General features: G+C 72.2%; 16 protein-coding genes and 1 tRNA gene. 11 read left to right on the top strand and 6 right to left on the bottom strand.

The window, feature by feature from the left end:
- Positions 1-15 precede the first annotated feature (15 nt).
- Positions 16-1,218 (bottom strand): Na+/H+ antiporter NhaA, encoded by a 1,203-nt coding sequence (nhaA, locus tag ACFVHK_RS13095; protein ID WP_376929180.1) that lies wholly within the window; start codon positions 1,216-1,218, stop codon positions 16-18.
- A 170-nt stretch (positions 1,219-1,388) separates the two neighbouring features.
- Between nhaA and ACFVHK_RS13100 the strand changes: the two genes are divergently transcribed.
- Positions 1,389-2,099: a MazG family protein gene (locus ACFVHK_RS13100; RefSeq protein WP_376929181.1), complete on the top strand. Its 711-nt coding sequence runs from the start codon at positions 1,389-1,391 to the stop codon at positions 2,097-2,099.
- A 29-nt stretch (positions 2,100-2,128) separates the two neighbouring features.
- Here the strand turns inward: ACFVHK_RS13100 and ACFVHK_RS13105 are convergent, their stop codons facing one another.
- Both ACFVHK_RS13105 and ACFVHK_RS13110 read right to left on the bottom strand, forming a co-directional pair.
- On the bottom strand, positions 2,129-3,208 hold the full coding sequence (locus ACFVHK_RS13105) for an ABC transporter permease (protein ID WP_376929182.1): 1,080 nt from the start codon (positions 3,206-3,208) through the stop codon (positions 2,129-2,131).
- Positions 3,205-4,128, bottom strand: coding sequence for an ABC transporter ATP-binding protein (locus ACFVHK_RS13110; protein ID WP_376929183.1), 924 nt, complete (start codon positions 4,126-4,128; stop codon positions 3,205-3,207). The genes ACFVHK_RS13105 and ACFVHK_RS13110 overlap by 4 nt, the downstream gene beginning before the upstream one ends.
- A gap of 160 nt (positions 4,129-4,288) precedes the next feature.
- Between ACFVHK_RS13110 and hisS the strand changes: the two genes are divergently transcribed.
- The 7 genes from hisS (at position 4,289) to ACFVHK_RS13145 (ending at position 11,137) form a co-directional block, all read left to right on the top strand.
- Positions 4,289-5,548: a histidine--tRNA ligase gene (gene hisS, locus ACFVHK_RS13115; protein ID WP_376929184.1), complete on the top strand. Its 1,260-nt coding sequence runs from the start codon at positions 4,289-4,291 to the stop codon at positions 5,546-5,548.
- Positions 5,549-5,685: 137 nt separating this feature from the next.
- Positions 5,686-6,966, top strand: coding sequence for a phosphopyruvate hydratase (gene eno / locus ACFVHK_RS13120; RefSeq protein ID WP_129235132.1), 1,281 nt, complete (start codon positions 5,686-5,688; stop codon positions 6,964-6,966).
- Between the two features lie 72 nt (positions 6,967-7,038).
- Positions 7,039-7,701: an FtsB family cell division protein gene (locus ACFVHK_RS13125; protein ID WP_376929185.1), complete on the top strand. Its 663-nt coding sequence runs from the start codon at positions 7,039-7,041 to the stop codon at positions 7,699-7,701.
- Positions 7,698-8,237 carry a DUF501 domain-containing protein gene (locus ACFVHK_RS13130; protein WP_129235126.1) on the top strand — a complete coding sequence of 180 codons (540 nt, stop codon included), beginning with the start codon at positions 7,698-7,700 and terminating at the stop codon, positions 8,235-8,237. The genes ACFVHK_RS13125 and ACFVHK_RS13130 overlap by 4 nt, the downstream gene beginning before the upstream one ends.
- Complete coding sequence (locus tag ACFVHK_RS13135; protein ID WP_376929186.1) at positions 8,234-9,556, top strand: S8 family serine peptidase; 1,323 nt, start codon at positions 8,234-8,236, stop codon at positions 9,554-9,556. The genes ACFVHK_RS13130 and ACFVHK_RS13135 overlap by 4 nt, the downstream gene beginning before the upstream one ends.
- Positions 9,557-9,594: 38 nt before the next feature.
- Positions 9,595-11,016 carry an NAD(P)/FAD-dependent oxidoreductase gene (locus ACFVHK_RS13140; RefSeq protein WP_376929187.1) on the top strand — a complete coding sequence of 474 codons (1,422 nt, stop codon included), beginning with the start codon at positions 9,595-9,597 and terminating at the stop codon, positions 11,014-11,016.
- Positions 11,017-11,063: 47 nt separating this feature from the next.
- A tRNA-Leu gene (locus ACFVHK_RS13145) sits at positions 11,064-11,137 on the top strand.
- Positions 11,138-11,186: 49 nt separating this feature from the next.
- On the opposite strand, the gene ACFVHK_RS13150 is transcribed toward ACFVHK_RS13145, so the two are convergent.
- Positions 11,187-12,113, bottom strand: coding sequence for a Ppx/GppA phosphatase family protein (locus ACFVHK_RS13150; RefSeq protein ID WP_376929188.1), 927 nt, complete (start codon positions 12,111-12,113; stop codon positions 11,187-11,189).
- Between the two features lie 131 nt (positions 12,114-12,244).
- On the opposite strand from ACFVHK_RS13150, the gene ACFVHK_RS13155 reads away from it, so the two are divergent.
- Genes ACFVHK_RS13155 through ACFVHK_RS13165 form a run of 3 tightly spaced genes read left to right on the top strand, consistent with a single transcriptional unit; the run spans position 12,245 to position 15,464 of the window.
- Positions 12,245-12,832 carry a TetR/AcrR family transcriptional regulator gene (locus tag ACFVHK_RS13155; protein WP_376929334.1) on the top strand — a complete coding sequence of 196 codons (588 nt, stop codon included), beginning with the start codon at positions 12,245-12,247 and terminating at the stop codon, positions 12,830-12,832.
- A complete protein-coding gene (locus tag ACFVHK_RS13160; RefSeq protein WP_376929189.1) occupies positions 12,829-14,109 on the top strand; it encodes an alanine racemase in 1,281 nt (426 codons plus the stop codon). Before ACFVHK_RS13155 ends, ACFVHK_RS13160 begins: the two co-directional genes overlap by 4 nt.
- Positions 14,106-15,464 (top strand): D-arabinono-1,4-lactone oxidase, encoded by a 1,359-nt coding sequence (locus tag ACFVHK_RS13165; protein WP_376929190.1) that lies wholly within the window; start codon positions 14,106-14,108, stop codon positions 15,462-15,464. The genes ACFVHK_RS13160 and ACFVHK_RS13165 overlap by 4 nt, the downstream gene beginning before the upstream one ends.
- On the opposite strand, the gene ACFVHK_RS13170 is transcribed toward ACFVHK_RS13165, so the two are convergent.
- Together ACFVHK_RS13170 and ACFVHK_RS13175 are read right to left on the bottom strand one after the other, a co-directional pair.
- Positions 15,439-16,173, bottom strand: a complete 735-nt coding sequence (locus ACFVHK_RS13170) for an ABC transporter permease (protein ID WP_129233874.1) — start codon at positions 16,171-16,173, stop codon at positions 15,439-15,441. The two genes, ACFVHK_RS13165 and ACFVHK_RS13170, sit on opposite strands and share 26 nt — an antisense overlap.
- Positions 16,170-17,003: an ABC transporter ATP-binding protein gene (locus ACFVHK_RS13175; protein WP_376929191.1), complete on the bottom strand. Its 834-nt coding sequence runs from the start codon at positions 17,001-17,003 to the stop codon at positions 16,170-16,172. Before ACFVHK_RS13175 ends, ACFVHK_RS13170 begins: the two co-directional genes overlap by 4 nt.
- Between the last annotated feature and the right edge of the window lie 105 nt (positions 17,004-17,108).

Here is a 17,108-nt window from a genome sequence, read left to right on the forward strand (position 1 = left end):
GCCGGGGCGGCGCGCTCAGTGCGCGAGCGGTCCGCCGACGCCCTCCGCAGCGCCGCGCCGTCGGTACGCACGCGACTTCAGGCTGACGAACACCGCCGAGATCGCGATCGCGATGCCCGAGCCGATGAGCACGGCGACGACGCCCTGGTCGGCGACCTCTGGGTACTCGCGGAAGGCGAGCTCGTTCATGAGCAGCGACACGGTGAAGCCGATGCCGCCCAGTGCGCCGACCATGGCGACGTCCGACCAGGTGAGCGGCTTGATGCCCGTCCGTCGGTGCACGAACAGCGTGGCGATGCCGCCGATGATCGTGATGCCCACGATCTTGCCGACCGGGAGGCCTACGAGGATGCCCCAGAACGCCGGGTCGAGCTCGCTCGGCCGCACCGCGGGAATGGCCACGAGCGCGGCGGAGAACGCGAACAGCGGCAGGATCACCGCGTTCGACATCGGCTCGAGCGAGTGCACGGCACGGCCGGCGGGGCGACGCGACATCACGAGTCCGAGCATCACGCCCGCGATCGTCGCGTGCACGCCCGAGAGGTAGACGAACGACCAGGTGAGCACGGCGAGCGTCCACAGCCCGACCATGACCGGCCACAGGGCGCGCCGCGCGAGCACGTACGGCGACCGGGGCGCGAGCAGCCGGCTCATCATGCCGAAGAGCGTGACCGTGATGGCGGCGAACCCGAGGTAGGCGAGGTCGGCATCGGCGGTGAAGAAGAACGCGATGATCAGGATCGCGATGAGGTCGTCGAGCACGGCCAGCGCGAGCAGGAAGACGCGAACGCGCGTCGGGATGAAGCGTCCGAACATCGCGAGCACGCCGAGCGCGAACGCGATGTCGGTCGCCGTCGGAATGGGCCAGCCGTCGGCGGTCGGGCCTGCCCCGGCGAACGCGAGGAAGACGAGCGCGGGTGCCACGACGCCGCCGAGCGCGGCGATGGCGGGCAGCGCCGCCTTCGAGAAGCTGTTCAGCTCGCCGATGACGAGTTCGCGTCGGAGCTCGACCGCGACGATGAAGAAGAAGACCGCGAGCAGGCCGTCGCTCACCCAGTGCCCGAGGGAGAGGTCGAGGCCCGTGAACGGGACCGCGAGATGCGCGTGCTTGAACTCGACGAGGTCGTGACCGATCGGCGAGTTCGCGAGGATCAGGCCGAGCACGGCGGCGGCGAGCAGGAGCGACGCGGAGACGCGCTCGGAGCGGAGGATGTTCATGGCACCTCTGACGGGGGTCGGAAACGGCGACGGAGCCGTGCGGAAACAGCGACGACGCGCGACGCGTCGGCCGACCAGACTTCCCGGCACTCCTGCCGTCGAGTCTATCGGGCGGCGCGGTTAGGCTCGCAGCGACGGGTCGCGCACGGCCCGGTGAGGGGCGGTGGGTCATGACGCGAACGACCGGCGGGCACGATGCGGCCGAGTGGGCGACGACGGATGCCGCGGCCGCGGCTCCGGTCGACGGCGACGGGCTGCTCGAACTCGTCGCCATGGTCGGACGTCTGCGGGGACCGGGTGGATGCCCATGGGACGCCGAGCAGACCCACGAATCGCTCGTGCAGTACCTCGTCGAGGAGTGCTGGGAGCTCATCGACGCGATCGAGTCCGGCAGTCGCGAAGAGATGATCGAGGAGCTCGGCGACGTGCTCTACCAGGTGCTCTTCCACGCCGACCTCGCCGCGCACACTCCCGGCGAGGACTACGACATCGACGACGTCGCCCGCCACATGACGGCGAAGATGGTGGCGCGCCATCCGCACGTCTTCGGCGACCGCGAGGCCGAGACCGCGGCCGACGTCGTCGCGTTCTGGGATGACCTCAAGGCCAGCGAGAAGCCGCACCGCACGAGCGTGCTCGACGGCGTGCCGCAGGGCATGCCGGCGCTCGCGCTCGCGCAGAAGCTCCTCGGCAAGGCGGAGAAGGTCGGAGTCACCCGATCGGCGGCGGATGCCGCGTTCGCGCCGGCCACGGAGGGCGAGCTCGGCGATACGCTCATGTCGCTCGTGGCCTCGGCCCGCGCCCAGGGGTTCGACGCCGAACGCGCGCTCAGGGGTGCCATCCGCTCGATGCAGGACGACGTCCGCGCCGCGGAGGCCTGAGCGCACGCTCCCCGCGCGGTGCGCTCCGATCAGGCGATCCGGCTGCCGCGGGGAAGCCGGTGCGCGGGCGTCGTGGTGCGCCGGATCGCCCACACCAGGGCGCCGGCCGCGAGCAGCAGGTGGATGGCCAGGCCGACGAACCACGAGGGGACCGAGTCCTCGTACACCTCGCGAGGCGTCTCGGACTCCTCGTCGACGATCGCGCCGCTCGGGGTCCAGTTCGCGCATTCGTCGTACACGACCTCGGGCTCGGGGGCGTGCTGCGCCTGGCGGACTCCGACGGCGATCCAGGTGAAGAGGTCGGTCGGCGTACCCCGGTCGTCGAAGCTCGCCGGCGCGGCATCCGCCACCACGACGTACGGATTCGCCGCGAGGAAGCCCCACACGTAGTCGAATCGCGGCACGTCGTAGATCCATGTCTCGGGCGGCAGGCAGGGCGGCTCCTCGCCCGGCGGGACCCCGTCGCGCTCGACCGCCATCCAGTCGACGTACGTGCTGGTCGTCCGGACCTCGGACTGCACCGACGCCCCGCCGAGGCCGAACGCGATGAGCGTGCCGATCGAGAGTGCCGCGACCACCAGGTACGTCACCGCGACCGAGAACAGCGGCCGGGTCAGCAGGCCCGAGAGGCCGACGCCGATCGCGGCGACCACGCCGAGTTCGAGCGCGGTCACGATCGTGGAGACGAGGATGGTGGTCGCCGGGACCTCGCCCAACGCGACCGCGAACACGAGGAACGGCACGGCCGCCGCGAGGAACGCGAGCGCGGTGATCCACGCCGCGACCCACTTGCCCAGCACGATCTGGGTCGTCGTGACGAGCGTGACCTGGGTGGTCGCGAGTGTTCCCGCGTCGCGCTCGCCGTTGATCGCGTTCGCGCTGAGTGCGGGGGAGACGAGCGTGCCGAGCAGCAGCACGAAGAACACGATCGACGAGAAGACCCCGCCGCCGCCGGCGAGGAACGCGTCGGTCGCCAGGACCAGCAGGACGGTGACGCCGGCGACGAGCACGACGAACACGCCGAGGAGCACGTACCACGCCGCCGTGCGCACGCGTTGGCGCAGGTCGAGCGTCACGACCAGCCAGAGGCCCTGCAGGAAGCCGGTCATGCGTCCTCCTCCCCGTTGCGGCTGAGATCGAGGAACACGTGCTCCAGGTCGCCGACCGCCGGAGCGAATGACGAGACCGGCACGCTGGACCCGATGAGGTGCGCGAGCAGCTGCGCCGCCTCCTCCTCGGACGCCACGGGGACCACCGCCCCGAGGTTGTCGATCCGCGCGGCCTCGGCCCAGCCCGCCGCCTCGAGCGCCCCTCGCAGGCGGTCGCGGTCGAGGGATCGGATGCGCCAGTCCCGCGCGGTGCGCTCGGCACGCGCGACCTGGTCGGCCGCCGCGGTCACGCCGCCGGCGAGGTAGACGGCCTGGTCGGCCATCTCCTCGAGCTCGGCGAGCACGTGGCTGGAGACGAGCACCGTGCGACCCTCGGATGCGAGCCGCCGCACGAGCGCGCGCAGTGCGGCTCGTGCGACCGGGTCGAGCCCCGAGGCGGGCTCGTCGAGGAGCAGCACCTCCGGGTCGTGGACGAGCGCGCGGGCGAGGCTCAGCCGCTGCTTCTGCCCGCGCGAGAGCACGCGGGTCGGACGGTCCGCGAGCTCGTCGAGGTCGACGAGGTCGATCAGCTCGTCGGCGCGCGCCGTCGCGGCATCCGTCGAACGGCCGTAGAGGCGGGCGCTCGTGACGAGCGCCTCGCGCACGGTGAGCGATGCCCACGATCCCAGCAGGTCGGGCATCCAGCCCATCCGCGCGCGGACCTCGGCCGGATCGGTCACGGGATCGAAGCCCGCCACCCGGATGGTGCCCGCATCGGGTCGCAGCAGGGACGCGAGCATGAGCAACAGCGTGGTCTTGCCCGCGCCGTTCGGGCCGATGAGCCCGGCAACGTGGCCGGGCTCGACCGTGAACGTCGCGTTCCGCACGGCGTGCACGTCGCCGAACGCGCGTGCCACCCCGGACACCTCGATGCCGGCCATCCGACCTCCTTCGGGTCGGCGCTGCACCGACGCTACGGGAGCCTAGCGACGCAGGGGCGTCAGGGGATCGGGGATCGCACGGATGTGGAGAACTCCCTCCGGGCGCGTGCGCCCCCGGGCACGGCGCGAGGCGCCATCCGCTGCTGGAAGAATGGAGCGCATGGCCCAGACCGTCACGCCCCCGCGCGGCATGCGCGACTTCCTGCCCGCCGAGAAGGCCCGCCGCGAGCACGCGCTCGCGGTCATCCGCGGGGTGTACGCGACGCACGGGTTCGACGAGATCGAGACGCCCGTCATGGAGGACTCGTCACGCCTGCACGCGGGGCTCGGGGGCGACAACGAGAAGCTCGCGTTCGCGGTCATGAAGCGCGGCATCACGCCCGACGACCTCGCCGCCGCCGCGGCATCCGGCGACGCCCTCTCGCTCGCCGACCTCGGGCTGCGCTACGACCTCACCGTGCCGCTCGCCCGGTTCTACGCGACCCACCGCGCCGCGCTGCCGCCGGTGTTCCGCGCCATCCAGATCGCGCCCGTGTGGCGCGCGGAGCGGCCGCAGAAGGGCCGCTACCGGCAGTTCGTGCAGTGCGACATCGACATCATCGGGGAGGCCGGGCCGCTCGCCGAGCTCGAGCTGCTCACCGCTACCGTCGGCGCGCTCGACGCGCTCGGGCTCGAGGGGTGCCGCATCCGGCTGAACGACCGGCGCATCCTGGCCGGCATCCTCGGCTCGTGGGGCGTGCCCGGCGAGCTCCGCGAGCGCGCGCTCATCACGATCGACAAGCTCGACAAGATCGGGCCCGACGGCGTCGCCGCCGAACTCGCGACGCTCGGTGTCGAGAAGGCGGATGTCGCCGACGAGCTGCGGCAGCTCGCGACGGCGGACTGGCACCTCGCGGACGGCGTCGCGCCGCCACTCGCCTGGCTCGACCTCGACGCGTACCGCGAGCTCATGGCGCTCCGCGACGCCGTGCCCGGAACCGCGATCGACTTCGACCCCACGCTCGTCCGCGGCATGGGCTACTACACCGGCACGATCTTCGAGATCGCGCACCCCGACCACGGCTACTCGCTCGGCGGTGGCGGCCGCTACGACCACATGATCGGCCGCTTCCTCGGGCACGAGGTGCCCGCATGCGGGTTCTCGATCGGGTTCGAGCGCATCGTCGACCTGCTCGCCGTGCGCGACGACGGGCGCCCGCGCTCGGTCGTGCTCGTCCACGACGCCGACCTCGCACCCGCCGCGCTGCTCTCGCTCAAGCACGAGCTCGTGGCATCCGGCATGCGCGTGCGGTTCGAGCGGCGCGTGAAGAACCTGCGCGGGCTGCTCGACCGCGTGACCGCCGACGGCTTCGACGCGTGGGTTCCCGTCACGGCCGAGACGACGGATGCCGCGTCGCTCGAGTTCCGCGACCTCGGCTGAGGCCCCGCGCGCCCCTCGGGTCCGTGCGCCGGTCCGTCGCCGACATACGCGAGCGGGCCTCGGAACCGGGGTCCTAGACTGTCCTGCGGGCAACGACGGAGTCGTCCTCGCACATCCCCATCACAGAGGAGTTCACTGTGGCATTCATCGAAGCTGTCGGCGCACGGGAGATCCTGGATTCGCGCGGCAACCCCACGGTCGAGGTCGAGGTGCTCCTCGACGACGGGACCGTCTCGCGGGCCGCGGTGCCCTCGGGGGCATCGACCGGAGCGTTCGAGGCGTACGAGCTGCGCGACGGCGAAGCCGATCGCTACCTCGGCAAGGGCGTGCAGAAGGCCGTCGACGCCGTGCTCGACGAGCTCGGCCCGGCCATCGAGGACCTCGACGCCGCCGACCAGCGCGTCGTCGACGCCGCGCTCATCGAGGCCGACGGCACCGACAACAAGGGCCGACTCGGCGCGAACGCCATCCTCGGCGTGAGCCTCGCCGTCGCCAAGGCCGCGGCCGACTCGGCCGACCTGCCGCTGTTCCGCTACCTCGGCGGCCCCAACGCGCACGTGCTGCCCGTGCCGATGATGAACATCATCAACGGCGGCGCGCACGCCGACACCGGTGTCGACATCCAGGAGTTCATGGTGCTGCCCGTCGGCGCGCCGACCTACTCCGAGGGGCTCCGCTGGGGCGTCGAGACGTACCACGCGCTGAAGAGCCTGCTGAAGTCGAAGGGGCTCTCGACGGGCCTCGGCGACGAGGGCGGCTTCGCGCCCGACCTCGCGAGCAACCGCGCGGCGCTCGACCTGATCGCCGAGGCGATCGGCAAGGCCGGCTTCACGCTCGGCACCGACATCGCGCTCGGCCTCGACGTCGCGTCGACCGAGTTCTTCGAGAACGGCGTGTACCGCTTCGAGGGCCAGGACCGCACGGCGGCCGAGATGAGCGCGTACTACGGCGAGCTCGCCGCCGCGTACCCGCTGGTCTCGATCGAGGACCCGCTGGCCGAGGACGACTGGGAGGGCTGGGCGACGCTCACCGAACAGCTCGGCTCGAAGCTGCAGCTCGTCGGCGACGACCTGTTCGTCACCAACCCGGCTCGCCTCGCGGACGGCATCGCGAAGCGCGCCGGCAACTCGATCCTGGTGAAGGTGAACCAGATCGGCACGCTCACCGAGACGCTCGACGCCGTCAAGCTCGCGCAGCGCGCCGGCTACACCGCCGTGCTGTCGCACCGCTCGGGCGAGACCGAGGACACGACGATCGCCGACCTCGCGGTCGCGACCGACTGCGGTCAGATCAAGACGGGCGCGCCCGCCAGGTCCGAGCGGGTCGCCAAGTACAATCAGCTTCTGAGGATCGAAGAAGAGCTCGGCGAGGCCGCGGAGTACGCGGGCCGCTCGGCATTCCCGCGCTTCACGGCGTGACGCGTACCTGAGACGCACGACGGGGGTGGCCGGTGGCCGCCCCCGTCGGTCATTCCAGAGGTGAGGAGGACGATGAACGCTGCACGTCGTCCCTCGCGTCCGGATCGCACCCAGGCGGGCCGGGGCTCGAAGTCCGCGCCGAGTGCGAAGCGCTCGACCGCTTCGAAGCGCTCGACGGCTCCGAAGCGCTCGACCGCTCCGAAGGGCGCGAAGCGCGCGCCGGGCCAGTCGATCCGCCAGGTCGCCGAGACCTGGCTCGCCGGCATCCGCTTCTCGGGGTTCTCGATCATCATGATGGGCGTGCTCGTGCTGGCCGTGGTCGTGCTCGCCCCGAGCATCGCGGCGTACGCGGCGCAGCGCCAGCAGATCGCCGAGCTGAAGGCCGACGTCGCCCGGCAGGAGGCCGAGGTCGCGCGACTCACGGAGGAGCGCGAACGCTGGAACGACGAGACCTTCATCGTCACGCAGGCGCGCGAGCGGCTCTACTACGTGCTTCCGGGCGAGGTGAGCTACCTCGTGATCGACGACCGCGACCCTGCGATGGCGATCACCGCCGACCGCGCGGTCTCCGCCGAGGTGACCGAGGCGCGCGGCGACTGGATGCAGACGATGCTCCGATCGGTCATGACCGCCGGCCTGGCGCAGAGCGCGACGGATGCCTCGGGGCGGACGCCCGACCCGACCGGAACCGAGTCCGACCCGACCGACCCACCCGCTGACGAGGGGAACCGATGACCCGCCCGCCGTTCGAACCCGTCTCCGAGCGCGACCTCCGGATCGTCTCGGCGCAGCTCGGGCGACCCGCGCGCGACGTCGTGGGCATCGCGGCGCGCTGCGCGTGCGGCGCGCCGACGGTCGTCTCCACGCGGCCGCGGCTGTCCGACGGCACGCCGTTCCCGACGTTCTACTACCTCACCCATCCGGTGGCGACCGCCGCGATGTCGTTCCTCGAGGCCGCGCAGCTCATGGTCGAGTTCACCGACCTGCTCGGCCGCGACGAGGACGTCCGCACGGCGTACCGAGCGGCCCACGAGCAGTACCTCGCCGACCGCGCGATGTTCGGTGTCGTCGAGGAGATCGCGGGCGTCTCGGCGGGCGGCATGCCGACTCGCGTCAAGTGCCTGCACGCGCTCGCCGGCCACGCGCTCGCCGCCGGCCCCGGAGTGAACCCGATCGGCGACCTGGCGCTCGAGCGGTCGACCTGGTCGCCCGACGTCTGCCGGTGCCCCGACTACGGCGTCGACGACGTCGAAGAGGGGGCGACCGCGTGAGCCGTGCCCGCAGCCGTCGCACCCGGCCGGTCGGCCGGGCGCTCCCGGGTGCGCGTCGCCGGCCGATCTGGCGCGCGGGCGTCGCGGCCGTCGTCGCCGGCGTGCTCGCGCTCTCGGGCGCCGCCCCCGCGCAGGCCGACACGGTCCGCGACCTCCAGTACTGGCTGAACGACTACGGCTTCACCCAGGCGTGGACGATGTCGCGCGGCGACGACGTGACGGTCGCGATCATCGACACCGGCGTGAACGGCGACGTCGCCGAACTCGAGGGCGTCGTGATCGGCGGCACGGATGTCTCGGGCATCGGATCGTCCGACGGCCAGACGCCCGTGGGGGAAGAGGACGAGCACGGCACCATGGTCGCCTCGCTCCTGGCGGGCCGCGGCACCGGCGAGGGCAACGGCGTGATCGGTGTCGCCCCCGATGCCGACCTGCTGACGGCATCCGTCGCCTTCGGTCTCGACACGGGGGCGGAGAAGACCAACGACGACCAGATCGCCGAGGCCGTCGTCTGGGCGGTCGACAACGGTGCCGACGTGATCAACATGTCGCTGACTCGGAACACGCCGGACTGGCCGGAGAGCTGGGACGACGCGTTCCGCTACGCGTTCGAGAACGACGTGGTGGTGGTCGCCGCCGCGGGGAACCGCGGGTCGGGCACGACCCAGGTCGGCGCGCCGGCGACGGTCCCGGGAGTGCTCGCCGTCGCCGGCGTGGACCGCGACCAGAACGCGAGCTTCGACGCGAGCTCGCAGGGCATCACCATCGCCGTCGCCGCTCCGAGCGAGGACCTGGTCGGCGTGCTGCCCGACGGGAGCCATGTGGTCTGGTCCGGCACGAGCGCTGCGGCGCCCCTCGTCTCCGGTCTCGTCGCGCTCGTCCGTTCCGCGTACCCCGAGCTGGACGCCGCGAACGTCATCAACCGAATCATCCGCACCTCCGATCCGAAGGGCGAGGAGGTGCCCGGCCCGCTCTACGGCTACGGCATCATCGACCCGGTCGCGGCGCTCACGGCCGAGGTCGAGGCCGTGGAGCAGAACCCGCTCGGCAGCCTCGAGGACTGGATCCGCGTGCATCGGCGCGCCGACCTCCCCGACGCGGATGGCGGCTCGGAGAGCACCGATGACCAGGAGATCGTGCCCATCGCCGACCCTCCGCCTCCGCGCGCGGACAGCGCGAAGACCCTCCTGCCGACGCCGTGGACGTTGTCCTATATCACGGTGCCGCTCTCGCTGGTCGCCGGGTTTGGTACGCTAGCAGCGCTGTTGGGCATCGGCGCCACTCGGCACATCAGGCGTTCCACGCGCTCCGACGCGTAGGCGACGCAGGCATCACAGATCCAAGGAGTCCATTCACCGTGCCCAAGATTCTGATCGTCGGTGGCGGCTATGCGGGGTTCTACACGGCGTGGAAGCTCGAGAAGTGGCTGCGTCCCGGCGAAGCCGAGGTGACCGTCGTCGACCCGCTGCCGTACATGACCTACCAGCCGTTCCTCCCCGAGGTGGCCGCGGGCTCGATCGAGGCCCGCCACTCGGTCGTGTCGCTGCGTCGCCACCTCAAGAAGACCAACGTCATCACGGCGAAGGTGACCGGCATCGACCACGCGTCGAAGACCGCCACCATCACGCCCGAGGCCGGCGAGCCGTGGCAGTTCGACTACGACGTGGTCGTCGTCACGGGCGGCGCCGTCTCGCGCACGTTCCCGATCCCGGGCGTGGCAGACCAGGCGTACGGCCTCAAGACCATCGAGGAGGCCGTCGCGATCCGCGACCGCCTGCTCACGAACTTCGACAAGGCCGCGAACCTCCCCGCGGGCCCCGAGCGCGACCGCCTGCTGACGGTCGTCGTCGTCGGCGGCGGCTTCGCCGGCATCGAGGTGTTCGCCGAGCTCCGCTCCTTCGCGAGCGCGCTGCTCGAGTTCTACCCGCAGCTCTCGTTCGACGACACCCACTTCCACCTCATCGAGGCGATGGGCCGGATCATGCCCGAGGTGTCGCTGCCCACGAGCCACTGGGTGATCAAGCACCTCGCCCAGCGCGGCGCCGAGATCCACCTCGACACCCAGCTCACGAGCGCCGTCGACGGCCGGATCGAGCTCTCGACGGGTGAGACCTTCGAGACCGACCTCATCGTGTGGACCGCCGGCGTCATGGCGAACCCGGCGATCGTGCGCACGAGCGACCTGCCCGTCGAGGAGCGGGGCCGCATCAAGGCGCGCCCCGACCTTCGCGTGGGCGACGAGGACGACATCGTCGCCGACGCCTGGGCGGCCGGCGACATCGCCGCCGTGCCCGACCTCACGGGCGGCGGCGTCGGCGGCTACTGCGTGCCGAACGCGCAGCACGCGGTGCGCCAGGGCAAGCTCATGGCGAAGAACATCGTCGCGGTCCTGCGCGGTGAGGAGCCGAAGGACTACTTCCACAAGAACCTCGGCGCGGTCGCAGGCCTCGGCATCGGATCCGGCGCCTTCCAGTCGGGCAAGATCGCGATCACGGGCCTGCTCGCGTGGTTCGCGCACCGCGGCTACCACGGTCTCGCGATGCCGACGTGGGAGCGCAAGTTCCGCGTGTTCTGGGGCTGGTGGAACAACTTCTGGCTCGGGCGCGACATCGTCTCGCTCAGCGCGGTGCAGAATCCGCGCGCCGAGTTCGAGCGCTTCGCCGCGCGTCCGAAGCCCGCTGGCGAGGTCGCGGCGCCGACCGCTCCGGCGAAGTCGGAGGCCAAGAAGCCCGCTGCGAAGTCGGCCAAGCAGGTCGAGAAGGCCGTCGCCGCCAAGTAGCGCGTCCTATGCTGTGACGCGGTGCCGGCCCCTTCGGCCGGCACCGCGCTCCCGTAGCCCAATCGGCAGAGGCAGGCGACTTAAACTCGCCTCAGTCTGGGTTCGAATCCCAGCGGGAGCACTCGATCGGCCGTCGCTGCCGGCTGCGTCGGCGGTCGCTGCCGAGCGGGTCAGGACAACCGGTCGATCCGACGCAGGATCAGCCCCTCGCGGAGCGCCCACGGCGAGACCTCGAGCGTCTTCGCCTTGAACGCGCGCATCGTCTCGGAGAGCACGACCGCGCCCGCGACGATCTGGAACGTCCGGTCGGCGGTGATGCCGGGGAGGTTGGGCCTCGCGTCGGCCGGGATCTTCGCCAGACGCGGGATCCAGTCGTCGAGGCGCGAGAGCTTCAGGATGCTGCGTTCCTCCGAGCCGACGCCCTCCTCGGTGCTCCCCGCGAGCCGGGCGAGCGAGCGGATGGTCTTCGACGACCCGACCACGTGGTCGACCTCGGGGATGCCGCCGATCTCGTCGACGGTCGATCGGAGGACGGCTCGGGCGTGCGTGCGGAGCGCGTCGACCTGCTCGTCGGTCGGCGGGTCGGTCGAGAGGTACTCGATCGTGGACCGGCCGGCGCCGAGCGGCACGGAGCGCGCGTTGTCGGGGACCTCGTCGCCGCCGTGGGCGATCTCGAGCGACCCGCCGCCGATGTCGAAGAGCAGGATGCGGCCCGCCGACCAGCCGTACCAGCGGCGGACGGCGAGGAACGTGATCCGGGCCTCATCGGCACCGCTCAGCACGTCGAGGTGGATCCCTGCGGCCTCCTCGATGAGCGCGAGCACCTCTGCGCCGTTCGTCGCCTCGCGGATGGCCGAGGTGGCGAACGCCAGGAGCTCGTCGATGCCGGATTCCTTCGCGACGGCGGACGCTTCGCGGACGGCCTCGAGGATGGCCTCGACGCCGGCCTCGCTGATCGACCCGTCGTCGTCCAGGTAGCGCATGAGTCGGAGGACCGCCTTGTGCGACGCGGCGGGGATCGGCCGGGCGCCGGGGTGCGCGTCGACCACCAGCAGATGGACGGTGTTGGATCCGACGTCGAGAACCCCGAGGCGCATGCTGCGAGCGTACCGGGCGACTGGTGCGGCGCGCGCGGGGGCTGCATACTTGGTCGGACTGGGACGCGTGTCCCAGTTCCCGTGTCTCCGGCGCCGAAGTCGAGCACGTCGAGAGGAGTGCCGTGTCCCGCATGTCCGCCGCCGAGCGCCGCCCGGCGCTCATCGAGGCAGGCCTGCGGGTGATCGCCCGCGAGGGCATCTCCGGTGCTTCCACGCGGGCCATCGTCGCCGAGGCGGGGATGTCCCTCGCGAGCTTCCACTACGCGTTCCCGTCGCGCGAGGTGTTCCTCGACGAGCTGACGGCGGCGGTCGTGGCCCGTGAGACGCAGGCCGTGCTGCCGTTGCCGGAGATGGACGGCGACCTGCGCGAGGTCATCGAGGCGGGTTTCCTGCGCTACCTCCAGCACCTCCGCGCCGATCCGGCGCGCGAGCAGGCCATGCTCGAGCTCACGCAGCACGCCCTGCGCGCGCCGGAGCGCCATCCGGTCGCCGTCGCCCAGTACCGCCGCTACGCCGACTTCGCCGAGGAGGCGCTGACGCTGGCCGCCGAGCGCGCCGGCGTCGCGTGGCGCGCCTCGGTCTCGGAGGTCGCGGGCGTGCTCGTCGCGTTCTCCGACGGCATCACCCTGAACTGGCTCGTCCACCGCGACGACCGCGCGGCACTGGCGGCCGCGCGTGCGGCCGCCGACGCGCTCTCGAGAATGGCGGACCCCACGTGACCCGGACCGACGCCGCCGCAGCACCGACGCCTCCGGCCGCGCTCGACCTCCGTCCGTCCGCCGCACGGACGTGGCTCGAGCCGTCCGCCCACTGGCCGGCACTCACCGAGGCGACTCGGCACCTCGACGCGCCGGTCGGCGCCCTGCACCTCGGCGCCCTGCGCTGGAACGCGCAGGAGATGCTGCGCCGCGCCGCCGGCACGCCCATCCGCATCGCCACCAAGTCGATCCGGGTCCGTGCGGTCGTCGAGGCGCTCCTCGCGCTGCCCGGCTATCGGGGCGTCCTCGCGTACGCCCTCGGCGAGGCGATCCGGCTGGCCGAGCGGATGCCGCAGCTCGACGACCTCGTCGTCGGCTACCCGACCGCCGAGGTCGCGGGCATCCGCCGGCTCGCGACCGACCCCGACCTCGCGCGCCGCATCACCCTCATGGTCGACTCGCCCGCCCAGCTCGACCTCGTGGACGCGGTCCTGCCGCCGGCGCAGCGCGAGACCCTCAGGGTGTGCCTCGAACTCGACGCATCCTGGCACGCGCCCCTGCTCGGCCACCTCGGCGTGCGCCGCTCGCCGGTGCACGAGCCCGAGGACGCCGGCGCGCTCGCCGCGTACGTCGCCGCGCGTCCCGGCTTCCGCGTCGTCGGGCTGATGGCCTACGAGGCGCAGATCGCGGGCGTCGCGAACGCACCGCGCGGCCGCCCCGTCGACGGGGCGGTGAACCGCTGGATGCAGTCCCGCTCGCTGCCCGAACTCGTCGAGCGCCGCGCCCGCGCGGTCGCCGCGGTGCGGCGCCATGCCGAACTCGAGTTCGTGAACGGCGGCGGCACCGGATCGCTCGAGGCGACCGCCGCGGACCCGTCGATCACCGAGCTCGGCGCGGGATCCGGCATCCTCGCGGGTCATCTCTTCGACGGCTACGCCCACTTCACGCCCGCGCCGGCCGCGGCGTTCGCGCTCGACGTCGTGCGTTCCCCGAGCCCGCGGCACGCGACGGTCCTCGGCGGCGGTTGGGTCGCGTCCGGCCCTCCCGCGGCCGACAGGCTGCCCCGCATCGTCTGGCCGGAGGGGCTCCGGATGCTGCCGCGCGAGGGTGCGGGGGAGGTGCAGACCCCGCTGACCGGCGACGGCGCCGGGCGCCTGCGACCGGGCGACCGGGTGTGGTTCCGGCACACCAAGTCCGGGGAGCTCGCCGAGCACCTGAACGAGTTCGCCGTGGTCGACGGCGACGAGTTCGTCGGCACGGTGCCGACGTATCGTGGAGAGGGGGAGGCATTCCTGTGACGGCGAGCGGAGCGGTCTGGCGCAACTGGGGGCGCACCGCGGCGGTGCGCCCGAATCGGATCGAGCGTCCGGCCGACGAGGGTGCGGTGCAGCGTGCGGTGCTCGCCGCGGAGGGTCGGCGCATCAAGCCCGTCGGGTCCGGCCACAGCTTCACCGCGATCGCGGCAGCGGCGGACATCCAGCTCGACCTCACCGACCTCTCGGGCGTGCTCGCCGCGGATGCCGCCTCCGGCCGCGTCACGCTCGGCGCCGGCACCCCGCTGCATCGCCTGCCCCACCTGCTCGAGCCCTACGGGCTCGCGATGGCGAACATGGGCGACATCGACCGGCAGACCATCTCGGGCGCGACCTCGACCGGGACGCACGGGACGGGGATCCGCTTCGGCGGTCTCGCGACGCAGGTCGTCGGCGCTCGGATCGTGACCGGCACGGGAGAGCTCCTCACGATCGGCGAGGCCGAGCGGGCCGAACTGCTCCCCGCGGTGCGGCTCGGCCTCGGGGCCCTCGGCGTGCTCACCGAGCTCACGCTCCAGCTCGTGCCGCGGTTCGTGCTGCACGCCGTCGAGCGGACCGAGCCGGTCGACCAGGTCCTCGACGAGTGGATGCCGCGCGTCCGCGCCCACGACCACTTCGAGTTCTACTGGTTCCCGCACACGGTGACGGCCCTCACGAAGACCAACACGCGGCTGCCGGGCGACGCCCGACGGAACCCGCTCGGTCGCGCCGAGCGCTGGCTCTCCGACGAGGTGCTCGCGAACGGCGTCTACCGGGCGATGTGCGCGCTCGGCACGGTCGCCCCCGGTGCCACGCCGCCCCTCGCGCGCCTCGTCGAGCGATTCACCGGCAACCGGGACTTCAGCGACCTCTCGCCGAACGTCTTCACGACGAACCGGTCGGTTCGGTTCCGCGAGATGGAGTACGCGATCCCGCTCGACGCGGTTCCCGAGGCGTTCCGCGCCATCCGCTCCCTCATCGCGACCCGCGGATGGCGCATCAGCTTCCCGATCGAGGTACGGGCCGCCGCTCCCGACGAGAACTGGCTGTCGACCGCGTATCGGCGGGAGACCGGGTACATCGCCGTCCACCGCTACGTTCGCGAGGACCCTGCCGCGTACTTCGCGGGGGTCGAGGACATCATGCGCTCGCTCGGCGGACGGCCGCACTGGGGCAAGATGCACACGCAGACCGCCGAGTCCCTCCGGCGGCTGTACCCGCGGTTCGACGACTTCCTCGCGGTGCGCGCCGAACTCGATCCGGAGCGGCGATTCGCCAACCCGTACCTCGACCGCGTGCTGGGCGGCGCCGAAGGGGCCGGCGGCCGGTCGGAGGTCAGGGCGTTCGACGGCGCAGCGTGATCGACCCGAGCACGATCGACCCGACGATCCAGGCCCCGATCACCAGGACCTTCCCCCAGATCCACGCCGCGTCCTCCGAACCGTCGGCGACGGCGGTCAGCGCGTCGATCGCGAAGCTCAGCGGGAGCGCGTCGCCGATCGCCTGGAGCACCTCGGGCAGCTGGTCGCGCGGCAGGAAGATCCCGCCCAGCAGGATCTGCGGGAACACCAGCACGGGCATGAACTGCACCACCTGGAACTCGGTGCGCGCGAACGCGCTCGCGAGGAGCCCGAGCGCCGTGCCGAGGAGGGCATCGGAGACCGCCACGGCGAACAGGAGCCAGATCGACCCCTCGATCTCGAGGCCGCACACCCAGACGGCCCACGACACCGCGATCGCCGTCTGGAAGATCGCCAGGAGTCCGAACGCCAGCGCGTAGCCCAGGATGAAGTCGCCCTTGCCGAGCGGCATCGAGAAGAGCCGCTCCAGGGTCCCCGAACGCCGCTCGCGGAGCGTCGCGATGCTCGTGACGAGGAACATCACGATGAAGGGGAACAGCGCGATCATCGCCGGGCCGATCGTCGCGAACACGTCGGTGTCGGTGAAGATCCAGGCGACGAGGCCGATGAGCAGGCTCGGCACGACGAGCAGCAGCCCGATGGTGCGCGGATCGTGCCGGATCTGGCTGAGCACCCGACCGGCGGTCGCGAGCGTGCGCGCGGGCGTCATCGCGACGTCTCCTCGTCGGTCATCGGCGTGGTCGCGCGCTCGATGAGCGTGAGGAACGCGGTCTCCATGTCGTCGGTCCCGGTCGCGGCGAGCACGCTCGCGACCGACGCGTCGGCGAGCAGCTCGCCGTTCCGCATCAGCAGGAGCTGGTCGCAGCGCTTGGCCTCGTCCATCACGTGGCTCGAGACGATGAGGGTCGCTCCCTCGTTCGCCAACTGGTGGAAGAGCTCCCACAGCTCGACGCGCAGCACCGGGTCGAGCCCGACCGTGGGTTCGTCCAGCACGAGCAGTTCGGCGTCGCCGAGGAGTGCGGCGGCGAGCGAGACACGGCTCCGCTGCCCGCCGGAGAGCGAGCCGGCGAGGCGTCGCTCGACGTCGCCGAGATGCGTCCTCGCGATCGCCTCGTCGACCTTCGTCCTCCGGACGCCGAGCACGCGGGCGAAGTAGGCGAGGTTCTGCCGCACGGTGAGGTCGTCGTACACGCTCGGCTGCTGGGTCACGTACGCGACGCGGCGGCGGAGCTCGCGCGAGCCGGCGGGGAGTCCGAGCACCTCGACCGTGCCCGACTGCACGACCTGCACGCCGACGATCGAGCGCATGAGCGTCGTCTTGCCGCTGCCGCTCGGGCCGAGGAGGCCGACGATCCGCCCGCGCTGCACCGTGAGCGAGAGCCCGTGGAGCACGGGCGTCCTCGCGCGGCGCACGTGCAGGTCGCGGACGACGATGACGGAGTCCGCGCCGTCGCCCTCGGGCGTCCCACGGGGTGCGGTCGCGGCCACGGCCGCCGTCGGTGCGCGGTGTCGTGCGTGCGGGGTGGCGGACTCGTCCACGTGGCCGAGCCTACGCCCCGGAGGGACGCCTCCGCTCGCTTCGAGTCTCATGGGAGTTGAGGCGCCTCGCGGGGCCGATCGCTAGGATTGATCGTCCAGTGAATT

It is taken from the genome of Agromyces binzhouensis (assembly GCF_042672355.1).
GTDB lineage: Bacteria > Actinomycetota > Actinomycetes > Actinomycetales > Microbacteriaceae > Agromyces > Agromyces binzhouensis.